Annotated in this window: 16 protein-coding genes; 9 read left to right on the top strand and 7 right to left on the bottom strand. The window is 51.4% G+C overall.

Going from position 1 to position 14,996, the window contains the following annotated elements; genetic code table 11:
* Positions 1-100: 100 nt before the first annotated feature.
* A complete protein-coding gene (locus tag VRZ32_RS03905) occupies positions 101-1,063 on the top strand; it encodes a metal ABC transporter substrate-binding protein (protein WP_414524370.1) in 963 nt (320 codons plus the stop codon).
* A 232-nt stretch (positions 1,064-1,295) separates the two neighbouring features.
* Here VRZ32_RS03905 and VRZ32_RS03910 read toward each other — a convergent pair whose 3' ends face one another.
* A complete protein-coding gene (locus tag VRZ32_RS03910) occupies positions 1,296-1,577 on the bottom strand; it encodes a helix-turn-helix transcriptional regulator (protein WP_414524372.1) in 282 nt (93 codons plus the stop codon).
* Positions 1,578-1,725: 148 nt separating this feature from the next.
* Between VRZ32_RS03910 and VRZ32_RS03915 the strand changes: the two genes are divergently transcribed.
* Genes VRZ32_RS03915 through mnhG form a run of 6 tightly spaced genes read left to right on the top strand, consistent with a single transcriptional unit; the run spans position 1,726 to position 7,870 of the window.
* A complete protein-coding gene (locus tag VRZ32_RS03915) occupies positions 1,726-4,656 on the top strand; it encodes a monovalent cation/H+ antiporter subunit A (RefSeq protein ID WP_414524374.1) in 2,931 nt (976 codons plus the stop codon).
* Entirely contained in the window at positions 4,656-5,000 is a 345-nt protein-coding gene (locus VRZ32_RS03920; protein WP_414524376.1) for a Na+/H+ antiporter subunit C, read from the top strand. Before VRZ32_RS03915 ends, VRZ32_RS03920 begins: the two co-directional genes overlap by 1 nt.
* 2 nt (positions 5,001-5,002) lie before the next feature.
* A complete protein-coding gene (locus VRZ32_RS03925) occupies positions 5,003-6,640 on the top strand; it encodes a monovalent cation/H+ antiporter subunit D (RefSeq protein ID WP_414525034.1) in 1,638 nt (545 codons plus the stop codon).
* Positions 6,637-7,125 carry a Na+/H+ antiporter subunit E gene (locus VRZ32_RS03930; RefSeq protein ID WP_414524378.1) on the top strand — a complete coding sequence of 163 codons (489 nt, stop codon included), beginning with the start codon at positions 6,637-6,639 and terminating at the stop codon, positions 7,123-7,125. Before VRZ32_RS03925 ends, VRZ32_RS03930 begins: the two co-directional genes overlap by 4 nt.
* Positions 7,122-7,457, top strand: coding sequence for a K+/H+ antiporter subunit F (locus tag VRZ32_RS03935; protein WP_414524380.1), 336 nt, complete (start codon positions 7,122-7,124; stop codon positions 7,455-7,457). The genes VRZ32_RS03930 and VRZ32_RS03935 overlap by 4 nt, the downstream gene beginning before the upstream one ends.
* A complete protein-coding gene (gene mnhG / locus VRZ32_RS03940) occupies positions 7,454-7,870 on the top strand; it encodes a monovalent cation/H(+) antiporter subunit G (protein WP_414524382.1) in 417 nt (138 codons plus the stop codon). Before VRZ32_RS03935 ends, mnhG begins: the two co-directional genes overlap by 4 nt.
* Before the next feature lie 41 nt (positions 7,871-7,911).
* Here mnhG and VRZ32_RS03945 read toward each other — a convergent pair whose 3' ends face one another.
* The 3 genes from VRZ32_RS03945 to VRZ32_RS03955 form a co-directional block, all read right to left on the bottom strand.
* Positions 7,912-8,235 (bottom strand): SelT/SelW/SelH family protein, encoded by a 324-nt coding sequence (locus VRZ32_RS03945; RefSeq protein WP_414524384.1) that lies wholly within the window; start codon positions 8,233-8,235, stop codon positions 7,912-7,914.
* Positions 8,236-8,262: 27 nt separating this feature from the next.
* Positions 8,263-8,709 carry a peptidoglycan-binding protein LysM gene (gene lysM / locus VRZ32_RS03950; protein WP_414524386.1) on the bottom strand — a complete coding sequence of 149 codons (447 nt, stop codon included), beginning with the start codon at positions 8,707-8,709 and terminating at the stop codon, positions 8,263-8,265.
* A gap of 159 nt (positions 8,710-8,868) precedes the next feature.
* Entirely contained in the window at positions 8,869-9,726 is an 858-nt protein-coding gene (locus VRZ32_RS03955) for an inositol monophosphatase family protein (protein WP_414524388.1), read from the bottom strand.
* A 469-nt stretch (positions 9,727-10,195) separates the two neighbouring features.
* On the opposite strand from VRZ32_RS03955, the gene VRZ32_RS03960 reads away from it, so the two are divergent.
* Positions 10,196-11,119 carry a D-alanine--D-alanine ligase gene (locus VRZ32_RS03960; protein ID WP_414524390.1) on the top strand — a complete coding sequence of 308 codons (924 nt, stop codon included), beginning with the start codon at positions 10,196-10,198 and terminating at the stop codon, positions 11,117-11,119.
* 93 nt (positions 11,120-11,212) lie between these two features.
* Here the strand turns inward: VRZ32_RS03960 and VRZ32_RS03965 are convergent, their stop codons facing one another.
* Entirely contained in the window at positions 11,213-12,106 is an 894-nt protein-coding gene (locus VRZ32_RS03965; RefSeq protein ID WP_414524392.1) for a DMT family transporter, read from the bottom strand.
* 448 nt (positions 12,107-12,554) lie between these two features.
* Here VRZ32_RS03965 and VRZ32_RS03970 point away from each other — a divergent pair, with 448 nt between their 5' ends.
* The gene (locus VRZ32_RS03970; RefSeq protein WP_414524394.1) at positions 12,555-13,124 is read left to right on the top strand and encodes an HNH endonuclease; all 570 of its coding nucleotides are present in this window, start codon (positions 12,555-12,557) and stop codon (positions 13,122-13,124) included.
* 27 nt (positions 13,125-13,151) lie between these two features.
* Here VRZ32_RS03970 and VRZ32_RS03975 read toward each other — a convergent pair whose 3' ends face one another.
* Together VRZ32_RS03975 and VRZ32_RS03980 are read right to left on the bottom strand one after the other, a co-directional pair.
* The gene (locus VRZ32_RS03975) at positions 13,152-13,655 is read right to left on the bottom strand and encodes a YbaK/EbsC family protein (RefSeq protein WP_414524396.1); all 504 of its coding nucleotides are present in this window, start codon (positions 13,653-13,655) and stop codon (positions 13,152-13,154) included.
* Positions 13,645-14,985: a UDP-glucose dehydrogenase family protein gene (locus VRZ32_RS03980; protein ID WP_414524397.1), complete on the bottom strand. Its 1,341-nt coding sequence runs from the start codon at positions 14,983-14,985 to the stop codon at positions 13,645-13,647. The genes VRZ32_RS03975 and VRZ32_RS03980 overlap by 11 nt, the downstream gene beginning before the upstream one ends.
* Positions 14,986-14,996: the final 11 nt, after the last annotated feature.

The raw sequence follows: 14,996 nt of genomic DNA on the forward strand, positions 1-14,996 counted from the left end.
GACTGAAGAGATAAACATAATGTTATAACATATCATAAACCATCTACAGATACCCAACTGGCAACGTTTCCAATCTGGCTATTCCTTGAGGAGTTCACTCATGTTCAACAGGCGTTTTGTGCTGGCGACCCTGATGGGGCTGCCGTTAGCAATGTCCGCCCTTCCTCTGTCCGCGAATGCACACGAAGATCCAATCAAGGTGGTGGCGAGCTTTTCCATTGTGGGAGACATGGTCAAGGAAATCGGCGGAAACCACGTTGATGTGACGACCCTCGTCGGCCCCGATGGTGATGCCCATGTTTACGAACCCACACCTGCCGATGCCAAAAAACTTGGTGAAGCCAAGGTGCTGTTTGAAAATGGGCTAACTTTTGAAAGCTGGCTTCCCCGCCTCGTGGATGCATCCGGTTTCAAGGGCATTCGGGTTGTAGTTTCGGATGGCATCAAGCCACGTGCATTTGCTCATAAACACGATCATCATGATCATACCAACGGCGACCATGAACACCACGATCACGCTGCACATGATCACGGTCCGAATGATCCACACGCCTGGCAAAATGTCGCGAATGCCGTCATATATGCGAACAACATCGCAACAGCGCTCGAAAAGCTCGATCCTGAGCATGCTCCATTCTATAAAACGCGCGCAAGTGCCTATGTCACCAAACTTGAGATGCTGGATGCAAAGCTAAAAGCCACTTTTGCAGCCATTCCTGAAGCTCAACGCAAGGTCGTCAGCTCACATGATGCATTTGGTTATTTCGGCGATGCCTATGGCATTACTTTCATCGCGCCTGAGGGGGTGAGCACAGAAACCGAAGCCTCTGCTGCGGATGTTGCCCGCATTATCGACCAGATCCGAGAAGACAAGATAACAGCTGTATTTGTGGAAAACATCACCAGCACTAAGCTGACAGAGCAAATTGCCCGCGCGACGAATGCAAAAATCGGGGGACGGCTCTATTCGGATGCTCTCGCAAAAACAGGCGAACCAGCAGCAACCTACATCGGCATGATTGAATGGAATGCAAATCAATTAGCGCGAGCTCTTGCACCTTGAAAGGTGTCCTCTCCTTCCCAATAAAGCAGAGACAGCTCAACCACAGGTTTTCCACTTAAACAATATGCAGGGGCCGCATTCCGGCCCCTTTTATATTCTGAAATACATATGATTCATGCATGCTCAGCATCAGATATGATAAAAATGTCAGCTCTGAAACTGAATATAAATATATGTAATCAATCATTGTCTGCACAGACAGGAGCATATCATTGCTGCAGGAGAATGCGCGTCAGGACTGCTTTGATCCTTTCAGACCGACTTCCGGTCTGCGCAATCTAACGCCTGGTCCCTGCCGACTGTCATTCAAGAAACAAATGCCTGCATCTTCCAGCACCCGTACGAGTTGCGCTTCGGTTGTGCGGTGGAGCACGTGGTGTTCGCCTTCAAATCCGCGCACGGTACTACGCGAAATACCCGCTCGCTCAGCCAAAGTATCCTGCGTCCAGTTAAGAAAGGCGCGCGCGGCACGGCATTGCTCTGGCAACAAGCCCGCTGCACTTGTCTGTAACATCTGCGATTTCGGCATATTCACATCCGATATCTCTACTTGCGCAAGCGGCCACCCGTCTGTTATCTCGAATAAACCATAATGGGTGACTTTCCGCAACGGATTGACGCTCGCTACCCCTTAAAGCACTGGAACGGCATCACGACACACAATGTGGGATAATGCGCGACTCTTTCTTCTCATCGCCCTTCCCTTTTTGGGAAGTGGCATAGTCGCGTCCTTATCCCGAGATGCCCGTGACACGGCGGGGCTTATAACAGGTGGCGTTGCACTTCTGGCATCGCTCATAGCCATCTCATTTTATCCAGAGATGAATGCGTCTGAAGTCATCAACTACAGAATGGACTGGCTCCCTAGCCTGGGACTCGATTTTTCCATTCGCCTTGATGGTTTTGCATGGATCATGGCGTTGCTTGTAACGATCATTGGTTTTTTGGTCGTTGTCTATGCCCGCTACTACATGTCTCCAGATGACCCGGTTCCGCGGTTTTTCTCATTCTTTCTGGCGTTCATGGGCTCAATGCTGGGCGTCGTGCTTTCCGGCAACCTCATCCAGATGGTGTTTTTCTGGGAGCTAACCAGCCTATTCTCGTTCCTTCTGATCGGTTACTGGCACCATAACCCTGGAGCACGTGAAGGCGCGCGTATTGCGTTGACAGTCACCGGCATTGGCGGCCTTTGTCTGTTCGCGGGCGTGCTTGTTATCGGGCATATCGTTGGTAGTTACGATCTCGATGTAGTCCTCAATTCTGGCGAGGCTATTCGCTCGCATGCGCTGTATCGCCCTGCATTAATATTGGTGCTCCTCGGTGCACTCACAAAGAGTGCGCAGTTCCCCTTCCATTTCTGGCTACCGCATGCCATGGCGGCCCCCACACCTGTTTCGGCTTACCTGCATTCGGCCACGATGGTGAAGGTTGGTGTATTCCTGCTCGTGCGGATGTGGCCTGTGATGGGCGGAACCGAACCATGGTTCTGGATTGTTGGTGGCGCAGGCCTTTCTACATTGCTGTTTGGCGCCTATATTGCCATCTTCCAGCAGGATCTGAAGGGGCTTTTGGCGTATTCAACCATTAGCCATCTAGGGTTGATCACGCTGCTGTTGGGTCTGGGCAGCCCTCTTGGTGTCGTTGCGGCCGTGTTTCACATTATGAACCACGCCACCTTCAAGTGCTCTCTGTTCATGGCCGCTGGCATTATCGACCATGAAACGGGAAGTCGTGACATCCGCCGACTAAGTGGTCTTGCGAAATTCATGCCTATTACTGCCACCCTTGCGATGGTTGCCAGCGCCGCTATGGCCGGCGTGCCATTGCTTAATGGCTTCCTCTCAAAAGAGATGTTTTTCGCTGAGACCATCGTTGAGCATGTTGATTCCGTATTTGATGAGACATTGCCGTTTCTGGCAACTGTGGCAGGCATGTTCAGTGTCGCTTACTCATTAAGATTCATTCACGGCGTGTTTTTTGGTCCTCCACCTGTTGGCCTGCCTCGTACGCCGCATGAACCGCCGCATTGGATGCGTTTTCCAATCGAATTGCTGGTGCTCGTATGTCTGTTGGTCGGCATTATTCCTGTACTAACAATTGGCCCCTTCCTGCACATTGCGGTTGCCTCCATCCTTGGCGACAAGACACCCTATTATAGTCTCGCTGTTTGGCATGGCCTGAATTTTCCATTGCTGATGAGCGTGATGGCAATGGTTGGCGGCGTACTGGTGTACCTGCTGCTGCGAGGATACCTGGCGATTGGCGAAGAAGGGCCACCGCTACTGCGTCGCCTCAAGGGCCAGCGTATTTTCGAACGCATCATGGTCACCCTGTCGTGGAAGTGGGCCAGACGGCTGGAATCCTATTTGGGTACCCGTCGGCTCCAGCCACAATTGCGGCTGTTGGTTATGTTGGCACTTCTGGCAGGCATTTCACCGCTTTACCTTGAAGGATACGGCCCTCGCAGACTAACGTTCAAAGAACTGGATTGGGATGGTTTCGATACCGCCTTTGCGCTGATGTGGCTGGTCGGCATTACATGCGCCATTATGGCGGCTTTCCAGGCAAAGTATCATCGTTTGGCAGCGCTCGTCATGCTTGGTGGCGCGGGCCTGTCAACTTGCATTACGTTTGTATGGCTTTCAGCCCCCGACCTGGCGCTGACACAATTACTCGTCGAAATCGTCACAACAGTGCTGCTTCTGCTTGGTCTGCGCTGGATGCCAAAACGTTTTGAAACCGTTGATGCCTTGATTCCTGTACCGCTGAATGTTCGGGTGCGGCGGTTGTGGGATCTTGGTATGGCGATTGTCGCCGGTTTTGGCATTTCAATTCTCTCGTATGCAATCATGACGCGCGACATGCCTGATGGCATCGCAAGCTTCTTCCTTGAGCGTGCCTATACCGAGGGCGGTGGCACAAACGTCGTCAACGTTATTCTGGTTGATTTCCGTGGCTTTGACACACTGGGCGAAATCACGGTTCTCTCCATTGTAGCACTGACAGTGTTTGCGCTCTTGCGCCGTTTCCGCCCTGCACCTGAAAGCATTGGTGTGCCCGAGCAGCAAAGGCTGCAGAGCGCGTATGATATGGCCCACCCTGACCGTAAGGCTGATGAAACAGTAGCAGAGTACATGACAATCCCCCGTCTCATCATGCTGTGGCTGTTTCCGGTAGTTGGTGTATTTGCGGTTTATCTCTTCATGCGCGGCCATGATTTGCCAGGCGGAGGCTTCGCGGCTGGCGTTGCCATGTCGATTTCGTTCATCCTGCAATATATGGCTAGCGGTACACGTTGGGTGGAGGATCGCCTGCGCATTTTACCTGTGCGCTGGATTGGTATCGGTCTGCTGGCTGCGGCTTTCACAGGCTTGGGGTCCTGGCTCTTTGGATATCCATTCCTATCGTCGCATTTCCAGTATGTTGAACTGCCGGTATTGGGCAAAATTCCGATGGCCAGCGCGCTATTGTTTGATCTTGGCGTCTATTCGCTTGTCGTCGGCGCAACCGTACTCATGCTAATTGCTCTGGCCCATCAATCTATCCGCAGCCCCAAACTATCCCGCAAGGGACTTGGTACAGGAGTACGCTGATGGAAATTATCATCGCAGTTGCCATCGGTGCATTGACGGGCTCTGGCCTATGGCTATTGCTGCGTCCGCGGACATTTCAGGTGATTATAGGGCTATCGCTGTTATCTTATGCAACAAATCTGTTCATTTTCAGTATGGGACGGTTGCGCAGCAATGCACCGCCTATTCTTGAACCAGGCACGACAGGAAGCCTGGAGCATCTGGTTGATCCAGTGCCCCAGGCGCTGGTTTTAACAGCGATTGTGATCAGCTTTGCAATGACTGCCCTGTTCCTGGTGGTGCTTCTGGCCTCACGCGGAATAACCGGCACTGACCATGTCGACGGCAGGGAGACCAATCTGTGACGATTGCGTTTGCCGACCATCTGATTATTGCGCCTATTGTGCTGCCGCTCATTATCGGTGCGGCATTGATGCTTATTGACGATCGTAGACGCCCACTGAAAGCAACACTTTCGGTTGCAACCACTGTTGCGTTGCTAGTGCTCGCACTAGCCCTGCTGCAGCGTGCAAGTGGTTTGACGACTATGCCGGAAACGGCATCCTATGCGCTTGGAAATTGGCCAGCCCCCTTCGGCATCGTGCTTGTGCTGGATCGCTTGTCGGCGATGATGCTACTACTGACCAGCATTCTCGGTCTATCGGCGCTCGTATTTTCGCTTGCGCGTTGGCATCGAGCAGGTCCGAATTTTCACACGCTGTTTCTGTTTCTGATAATGGGTCTGAATGGCGCGTTTCTAACAGGTGACCTCTTTAACCTGTTCGTGTTTTTTGAAGTGCTATTGGCGGCCTCTTACGGTCTTGTGCTGCATGGCATGGGCGCGGTGCGTGTGAAGGCTGGCTTGCACTATATTGTTGTCAATCTTGCTGCCTCCACGCTGTTTCTAATTGGCGTCAGCCTCATTTATGGTGCGTCTGGCACGCTAAATATGGCAGATCTCGCGCTGCGTATCCCAGGCATGGGCGATGAAGATCGCATGTTTCTGGAGGCGGGAGCTGCAATTCTGGGCGTTGCATTCCTGGTTAAGGCAGGTATGTGGCCGCTGAGTTTCTGGCTGCCAACGGCTTACGCAGCGGCGTGCGCACCTGTTGCGGCGATCTTTGCTATTATGACCAAGGTTGGCGTGTACATTCTATTGCGGCTTTCGTTGTTGTTATTCGGAAATGGCGCGGGTGAGTCGGCACATTTTGGCACGGAAGTTCTACTCTATGGCGGTATGGCGACCATTGCTTTTGGTGCAATTGGCGTGCTTGCAACACAAACCATGTCGCGCCTTGCTGGCTATAGCGTGCTTGTGTCATCAGGTACGGTGCTTGCCACTATTGGCGTGGGGAATGCAGCTGCAACGAGCGGGGCGCTATTTTATCTCGTTAATTCGACTTTAGCGATTAGCGGCTTCTTCCTGCTGATTGAGCTTGTCGAACGCGGGCGCGATCCGGGCGCAGACGTTTTGGCCGTAACCATGGAAGCCTTCGGATATACTGATGAGGATGACGTCACGGAAGAAGTTGAAGTGGGCGCACGCATTCCTACCATTCTGGCCTTTTTGGGTGGTAGCTTCATTGCTTGCGCCGTACTGATTGCCGGCCTGCCTCCATTATCCGGCTTCATAGCCAAGTTTGCATTGCTGTCTGCCATCCTGGACCCCGCTGGCATTGGCACGGGCGGACCACAATATATTGTTACCTGGGTGTTGATCGCATTACTCATTCTTTCGGGATTGTCTGCAATGCTGGCCATGACACGTATTGGTATTCAGACATTCTGGTCATCTATTGAAGGGGCGGTACCTGGTGTGCGTGGCGTCGAGATTGCTGGCGTCGCATTTCTGCTGCTGCTATGCGTGGGAATGACAGTTCGCGCAGGTCCTATTCTGGACTTCATGGAAAAAACAGCTCTGTCGCTTCATGCTCCGACGCAGTACATTCACAGCGTGATTCCAGCCCATGCTGAGGCGGCAAAACATCAGAGGCGGGCAAAATGACACGTGTAGTGCCCTATCCGCTGCTCTCTCTTTCCATCCTCGTAATGTGGTTGCTGCTGAATCAATCATTCTCACCCGCCCACATTGCATTCGGCACCCTACTTGCCATTGGTGGCGGCTGGGGCATGACAACGCTGGATCAAGAGCGCCCCCGTGTCAGACACCCCCTGAAAATCCTCGTTCTGGGATGTGTTGTGTTTGTTGATATCGTGCGTTCAAATATAGCAGTGGCGAAGATCATTTTCCGCCCCGGCAGGCGTCTTGGTGCGCCTGGGTTTATGGCTATTCCTCTTGATATGCGCAGCTCCTATGGCCTCGCGACATTGGCGATTATTATCACCTCGACCCCTGGCACAATCTGGGCCAATTTCTCGCCCTCCTCCGGCATGCTTCTCATTCACGTTCTGGATCTGCAAGATGAAAAGCATTGGATCGATACCATCAAGAATCGCTATGAGCGGCGGCTGATGGAGATTTTTGAATGAACGATTTTTTCTCTTCCCTTTCGGAAATATCTCTAAACTTACCCCCTAACTTGCCGTTTTTAGTGCTCGATTGGGCACTATTCATCGCACAGCTCTTCCTAGGATTGGCAATGGCATGCGCTGCATTCCGGCTGATATTGGGACCGCGCGCGCAGGACAGGGTTTTAGGACTTGATACGTTTTATGTGAACGCAATGCTACTATTGCTTACTTATGGCATTCGCGTTGCCAGCACGATTTATTTTGAAGTAGCACTCATTATCAGCTTGCTTGGTTTTACCGGCACAGTGGCACTGTCGAAATTCTTGATGCGCGGTGAGGTAATCGAATGATCGACGTCGATCTCGCCTTTGAGAACCTTCCTGCATGGGCGGCCTATTTAACCGCTTTTTGTGTGTTTATGGGCGCGTTCCTGACGTTGACGGGATCGGTTGGGCTTTTGAGGCTAAAGAGCTTTTACGAACGCCTTCATGCCCCAACACTGGGCTCAACCTTAGGAACGGGCTTTATTCTTGTAGCATCAATGATCTGCTTTTCGGTACTTAGACAACGCCTCTCGGTACACGAAATATTGATTGCGGTATTTCTGACAGTTACAACACCAGTTGGATTCATGCTTCTGGGACGCGCGGCGCTGTATCGCGACCGCGTTGAAGGTAATAATAACGTTCCTGAAAGCGGGAAATACGCAAAATTCAAGCCGGTGCAAGAACCTAATCCGAACGATAATTCTGAAAGTGTTTGACACTGTTCAAATACTGATAGCGCCCAATCAGATCCGCGTTATCATTCAGATCGCTGCTTAGCATCAATATGGCCAAGGTTGCGCGTGGGATCAAGTCGATCACGCACACGTTGCTTTAGCGTTTTTATATCCGGGAAACCGCCATCACGTTTGCGTTCCCAAATTGCATCGTCATCGTAATCGATACGGAAAATACCACCTGTACCTGGCACAAGCGCCACTTCCCGCACATCGGTTGAGAATGTCGAAAGCAGCTCTTGCGCCATCCACGCTGCACGCAACAACCACTGGCATTGCGTGCAATAAGTGATGGTAATACGCGGGCCAACGCTTTGACCCACATCATGGGAGGATGAAGTGCTCATACCCCATTTTCAGCACAAGCAAACGCTTCACACAAGCGGCGGAATGCGTAGCACCTGTCCGGGATAAATTTTGTCGGGATGCATCAATAATGGCTTATTAGCTTCAAATATTGCAGAGAACTGCGCACCCTTGCCTGGTCCATAATTGGTCTCAGCGATTTTCCAAAGGGTATCGCCTTTCACAACCGTATAAAAGGATGCCTCTTTTGATGCATTTTCAACGGACAGGTCGTTTTCTACTGTTTCCACTCCGAGTGTATTACCTACGGCTAGCAAAATCTTCTCTGCATCGGCGGTGGAATCCGCTGTGCCTTTTACCGTCACCTTGTTGCCATCTACCTGAATATCGAGATTTTTGGCATTTAAACCATGCTTCTCAACTTCTTTTTTGAGATCATCGGCAGTAGCAGCCTGCGCTTCGCTTGCGCCAAATAGTTTCTCACCTGCATCTTTGATAAAGCTGAATAAACCCATTTTGTTACCCCCTCTATTGGCAACAGTGAACGCGCCTCAATCAATGATTTAAGGCGCATTCACATGCGACCTTCAAGATATACATAAGGTCACATAATAGAATATCAGCATCTCGGCATTCAGCAATTGCCTAATTTTTCATTCATAAGGTCAATTGTTTTATACGTTTGAAATAATAGACAAAATTTCATCGTGAATCAGGCCATTGGAAACAACCCGCTCTCTGTCCTCATCAGCAGCTTCCTTACCCGATAAATCGGTTGCCTTTCCACCGGCTGCGCGCACCAAAGCCATTGAAGCCGCATGCGAAACAAGGTCCGCTCCCAATGCTACAAAAGCATCGAACTGCCCTGCCGCAACCAATGACATCTCAAGCGCACCTGAAACAACAACCCGCACCCCCCGAGCGCGATTGGCAAGCCGCTGAATGATCTCACTGGTTCGACGCACTTCTTCAGGACCATAGTTCGATGTCAACGATACCGAGACGATTGCATCCGCAAGTTCTTTTGTCTGCGATACACGCGCAGGTAAGCCATTAACTTCGGCTACACTTGCCTCAGAAGAGGCACCACGCAGGAAGCGCCCGATTAAGGGAAAGCGAGGCGCATGAACAACACCTAAAACCGTTTCGCCATCGATCTGGCCTGCAACAGTGGCCGAAAACAGGGGCAGGCCACCTGCATAATTGATGGTGCCATCGAGCGGATCAATCACCCAACGAAGCTTACCCTGCCCCCAGAAATGATCGGACTCAGTATGCGCGCCATCACTAGCACCTGCTTCTTCAGACAAAATGTCCGCATCGGGAGTAAGCTTACGTAAGCCATCAAGCAACAGACGTTCAGCTGCGAGATCCGCATCAGTTACAACATCACGCAATTCCTTACGTGAGACTGCGCGTGGACCAGCCTGCATCGAAGCAAGCAATGCAGCAGCCTCTCCCACAAGTTGCTCAAGCGGCGCGAGTAACGAAGTAAGATCTCCGCCTTTCACCTCGGTCATCTGAGCGGACATGCTTGATTCTCCTTAAAACATTAAAATAAAAACAGGCATAGCTTTTCGGATGGAAAAGCACCCCAATCAATCGCTGAAAGCAAATTTTCGGTTCTTAAATACCATATTTTGCTTTGATTCTTCCCAAAACCTTATCTGACGCATTGTGTAGGTAATATCAATAGCTTTTTTACTTTCAACCCTTTATGAAAAAACCAATATCTCGGATTAAGTATTGATTGAAAAACACAATCATCCTGTAAAAATCACCATGTTTCTACTTCATGCATACTTCACTGATGCATTAAAGTATTTATTATCAATATCGATTGTAAGGTTATGTTCAAATTGGCAATATCCCACTTAATCATCAGCATACAAATTTTTGCTGCCGTCTTTTTGAAAAATTCACCTTTGTTAGGCCATGATCAGAGCCTAATCAGTGCTCAGCATCAGGTCTGGGTTGAAATACGCAAGGAGAGGAAACATCATGGCAGTCAAGCGCATTGTAGTGCTCTATGGTGGGTTCTCGGCTGAGCGGGAGGTGTCGCTTGTCAGCGGGCGCGAATGCGCCAACGCCCTTCGTAGCAAGGGACACGAAGTAACGCTTATCGATCCAGCAGATGGTATCCCGGCACTCGTCAATGCTCTTGATCCCAAGAGGGACATTGTTTTTAACGCCTTGCATGGGCATTGGGGCGAAGATGGGTCCGTTCAGGGGCTGTTGGATCTTATGCGTGTACCTTACACACATTCCGGCCTCCTGGCTTCTGCAGTAGCGATGAATAAAGGCTTGGCGCGCGATATTTTTGCTCGCGCCGGTCTTCGCTGCGCCACTGGTAAAATCTGCACCCGTGAAGATTTTCGCACCAGCCATCCCATGCAGCCGCCCTACGTAATCAAGCCGATTGCAGAGGGGTCATCCAAAGGTGTGCGCATTGTACTTGCTGGCGACAATCTCATCGCATCCGATGAGGACTGGGCCTACGGAGACGCCGTTCTGGTCGAGAAATTTATTGAGGGGCGCGAGCTGACAGTAGCTGTTCTCGAAGGCAAAGCCCTTGCTGTGACAGAATTGCGCACCAGTGAGGGGTTCTATAATTATGACAACAAGTACACTGAAGGACGCACCCAGCATCTCGTTCCTGCGCCTATTCCTGCTGAAATCACTGAGCAGGCTCTAAATTGGGCCGAGATTGCACATACAGTACTCGGATGCCGCAGCCTAAGTCGTTCGGATTTCCGTTATGATGATCGCCCTGAAGCGGGTGCAGCTGGTGGGCTATACATCCTTGAAACCAATACCCAGCCTGGCATGACCCCCCTCAGCCTCGCACCTGAACAGGCAGCTTATGTTGGAATCAGCTTTGCAGATCTTGTTGATCGGTTGGTAGCCATTGCACGGCACGACTAACGCGTTTAATTTTACAAACTTTATATAGTTTGTTGATGATGTGCGCTTTGCTATATGCACAGCGCACATCAATTCTTGTCATCAGGAAGAGGATTATCGTTTCTTCCAGCGCAGCTCACTGACAAGCACGCCCAATACGATCAACCCTCCGCCGATAATAGCAAGTACACCGAGCCGCTCACCGGCTATCCGGCCAAAAATGCCTGCCCAGACAGGCTCACCCGCATAAATCAATGTTGCCCGTGTTGGTGACACTGTGCGCTGCGCCCAGTTCATGGCATACTGGATCACAGCGCTAGCCAAGCCCATTCCCACTGCAGTTGCCACAAGAAGCCAGGAGAATGGTGGAAATGCCTCGCCTGCCGGGATCATGGCTGCAAAGCATAGCACCGATGCCACCGCAAGCTGCACAACTGTCACCCGTCGTGCATTTGCCTTGCCAGCAAAAGCGCTGATGAGAATAATCTCGCCTGCAATAGCCACTGCGGATGCCAACGTCCAAAGCTCTCCAGGCTGGAATGAAATCGATGTGCCCTCAGGACCGGCCAAAAACATCAATCCAACAAACGCCAGCACGATGCCAAGCCATGTCAACGGGTGGGGCATTCTCCGCAACACGAGCAATTGCAGTAATGGCACAAACGGCACATATAGCGCTGTTATGAAAGCGGATTGACTGCTGGGAATGGTCTGCAGACCGACAGTCTGAAATGAATAGCCCAACATCAACGCCACACCAATGGCAGCGCCAGCGCGCATATCAAGCCAGGTCAAACCACGCATGCTTTGTGCAGAGCTTGCCCCCAGCAAAAGTGCAGCAGTGGCAAATCGCAAACCAACGAAGAAAAACGGCCCTGTTACCGTCAATGCATGCTGAACGACGAGGAAAGTTCCACCCCATACGATAGTGACAAGGATAAGAACCAGCTCGGGCTTTGAAAAACGCCACCGAGGTGTAGGTGCGACCAACTCCGACGAAATGCTCAATCACTGGCTCCCGTATCAATCCACGCAAAGCAGAGTAACTGCTCCTTACGAGCCTTCCTTGCCCAACTCGCCTTATGCCACACCCCATAAGAGACAGGAACATCACACTTCGCATGGCCATCCTGCGACCTATGCGAGCATTACCTGACGTATGGCCCAGTACTGTTGGTTTAAGTCACGATTCGCGTATTATGTTTGTAAATTATGCAGTTAGGTGCATTATGTAATCACAAAATCAGGCAGCGTGAAGGCATACAAACGGCGGCGCTTCATTGCTTGAATGCCAATTTATACAATAATGAAAGGAGGTTACAGGATCAGCGTAAAGACCCTCTCCAACTTTAATAAATAATCTTCACATCAGCGTCATAGACGCTGTAGAATATCTGTGGCGAAGCAGAATGGTCTGTTTTTTGTAACCCTATTCAGGGCATACGGAGACGACAAGGTGACGGTCCACGTCCCAATTCCCGCACGACCGGAATCGTGTCCGGCATTAGTCCTCAACGCTGATTTTCAGCCGTTGAGTTACTATCCGCTTTCTTTATGGAGTTGGCAGGATGCCATTAAAGCGGTGTTTCTCGACCGGGTAAATATCGTTTCGGAATATGATATAACGGTTCGCAGTCCTACTTTCGAGATGCGCCTACCCTCTGTCATTTCCCTCAAGACCTATATCCAGCCATCGCGTTTCCCGGCCTTTACACGCTTCAATGTTTTTCTGCGGGATCGATTTGCCTGTCAGTATTGCGGCTCTAGCGAGGATCTTACCTTCGATCACTTGATCCCACGTTCAAAAGGGGGCCAGACGACATGGGAAAACGTGGTCACAGCATGTTCCCCATGCAATCTCCGCAAGGGAAACCATATGCCACGAGAAATCAGTATGTGGCCGATGCAAACACCATATTCACCAACGGTTCATGATCTGCATCATAACGGGCGACACTTCCCACCAAACTACCTGCATCAGAGCTGGCTGGATTATCTCTATTGGGATGTAGAACTGGAACCTTAAACGCGGACAATAAACTGCCAATTACACTCATTCAGCGGCTGGCTGCTGCTCAGATTGTGTCTCAACGACAAGCTCCTGACACACGTCAATCCATGTCGCATCAACAATTTCAGCCATTCGTAGCGTATTGATCCGCACGGCTGAATTGATCGAACCTGCTGCTGGTACAACCTCATCAAAAGCTTTCAGTGACACGTCACAATAAACTGGTAATGGCGTGGCCAGACCAAAGGGGCATACGCCACCGACAGGATGACCTGTAAGTGCAGCCACCTCTTCCGGCCCAGGCATTTTTGCCTTTACGCCAAAAGCGGCTTTGAGCTTTTTGTTATCGAGACGAGCATCACCGCGCGCAACAATCAGCACGACCTTGTCACCAAACCGAAGCGACAGCGTTTTGGCAATGCGACCAGGCTCCACGCCATGCGCCTCAGCAGCAAGCGCAACCGTAGCCGTGCTTACTGAAAGCTCCACAATCTCAAGATCGGGCGCACGTTCAGCCAAAAAAGCGCGAGCAGACTCAAGGCTCATACGCGTCCCTCCTCATCGAAAAGCGTTGCGGACGGCCAATGCTGACATACGTAAAGCCACGGCTAATCAAATCCTGAGGGGGATAGATATTGCGTAGATCGACCACGACCGGCTCTCGTAACAGCCTCTTGACGCGATCCAGATCGAGCGCACGGAAGGCGTCCCACTCTGTGATAATAGCGAGCGCATCAGCGCCTTCAATTGCGGCATAAACATCATCCGCATATTGCACATTCTCCAGAACGGCCTTGGCCTGTTGGGTGCCCTCTGGATCATAAGCACGTACAGCTGCCCCGGCGTCCTGAAGTGTGCGGATGATCGCGATAGAGGGCGCTTCGCGCATGTCATCGGTGTTGGGCTTGAACGTCAAACCCAATATGGCGATGGTTTTGCCAGCGACATTGCCACCGCACGCAGCAATCACTTTGCGACCCATGGCGCGCTTACGCACCTCATTCACCGCTGCAACCGTCTCAACAATCCGCACAGGCGAGTCCGCATCCTGTGCGATCTTGACCAGCGCTAAAGTATCTTTTGGGAAGCAAGAGCCACCATAACCGGGCCCCGCATGCAGGAACTTGCCGCCGATGCGGTTATCAAGCCCAATGCCCCGCGCTACTTCCTGCACATTCGCGCCCACCTTCTCGCACAGATCTGCGATTTCGTTGATAAAGGTGATCTTGGTCGCCAGAAATGCATTGGCAGCATATTTGATCAGCTCCGCCGTACGGCGATTGGTGATCAGCAAAGGTGATTGATTAAGATAAAGCGGCCGATAAAGCGCACGCATCACTTCAGCAGCGCGCTCATCTTCCGTACCAACGACGATGCGATCGGGCCGTTTGAAGTCTTCAATGGCCGCACCCTCACGCAGAAATTCCGGGTTGGATACAACGGCAAACGCCGCGTCCGGACGCACTTCACGGATAATCGCCTCTACAGCATCGCCCGTGCCCACAGGCACAGTCGATTTGGTGACAACCACCGTATAACCCTCAATCGCTGCAGCAATTTCACGGGAGGCCTGATGAACGTAACTCAGATCCGCATGGCCATCACCGCGGCGCGACGGGGTGCCGACCGCGATAAACACCGCATCTGCCGAACGCACAGCTTCTGTCAGATCTGTATCGAATGACAGACGTCCCGCCCGCACGTTGTTTGCGACGATTTCCGACAAGCCAGGCTCGAAAATCGGTATATCGCCAGCTTTAAGGGCGGCAATCTTGGCGGGATCCTTATCAATGCAGGTGACGACGTGTCCGAAATCGGCAAAGCACGCGCCCGAGACGAGGCCAACATACCCCGCACCGATCATTGTTACACGCATGAACTTCTCCC

The sequence above is a fragment of the Pseudochelatococcus sp. G4_1912 genome (assembly GCF_047501465.1).
GTDB lineage: Bacteria > Pseudomonadota > Alphaproteobacteria > Rhizobiales > Beijerinckiaceae > Pseudochelatococcus.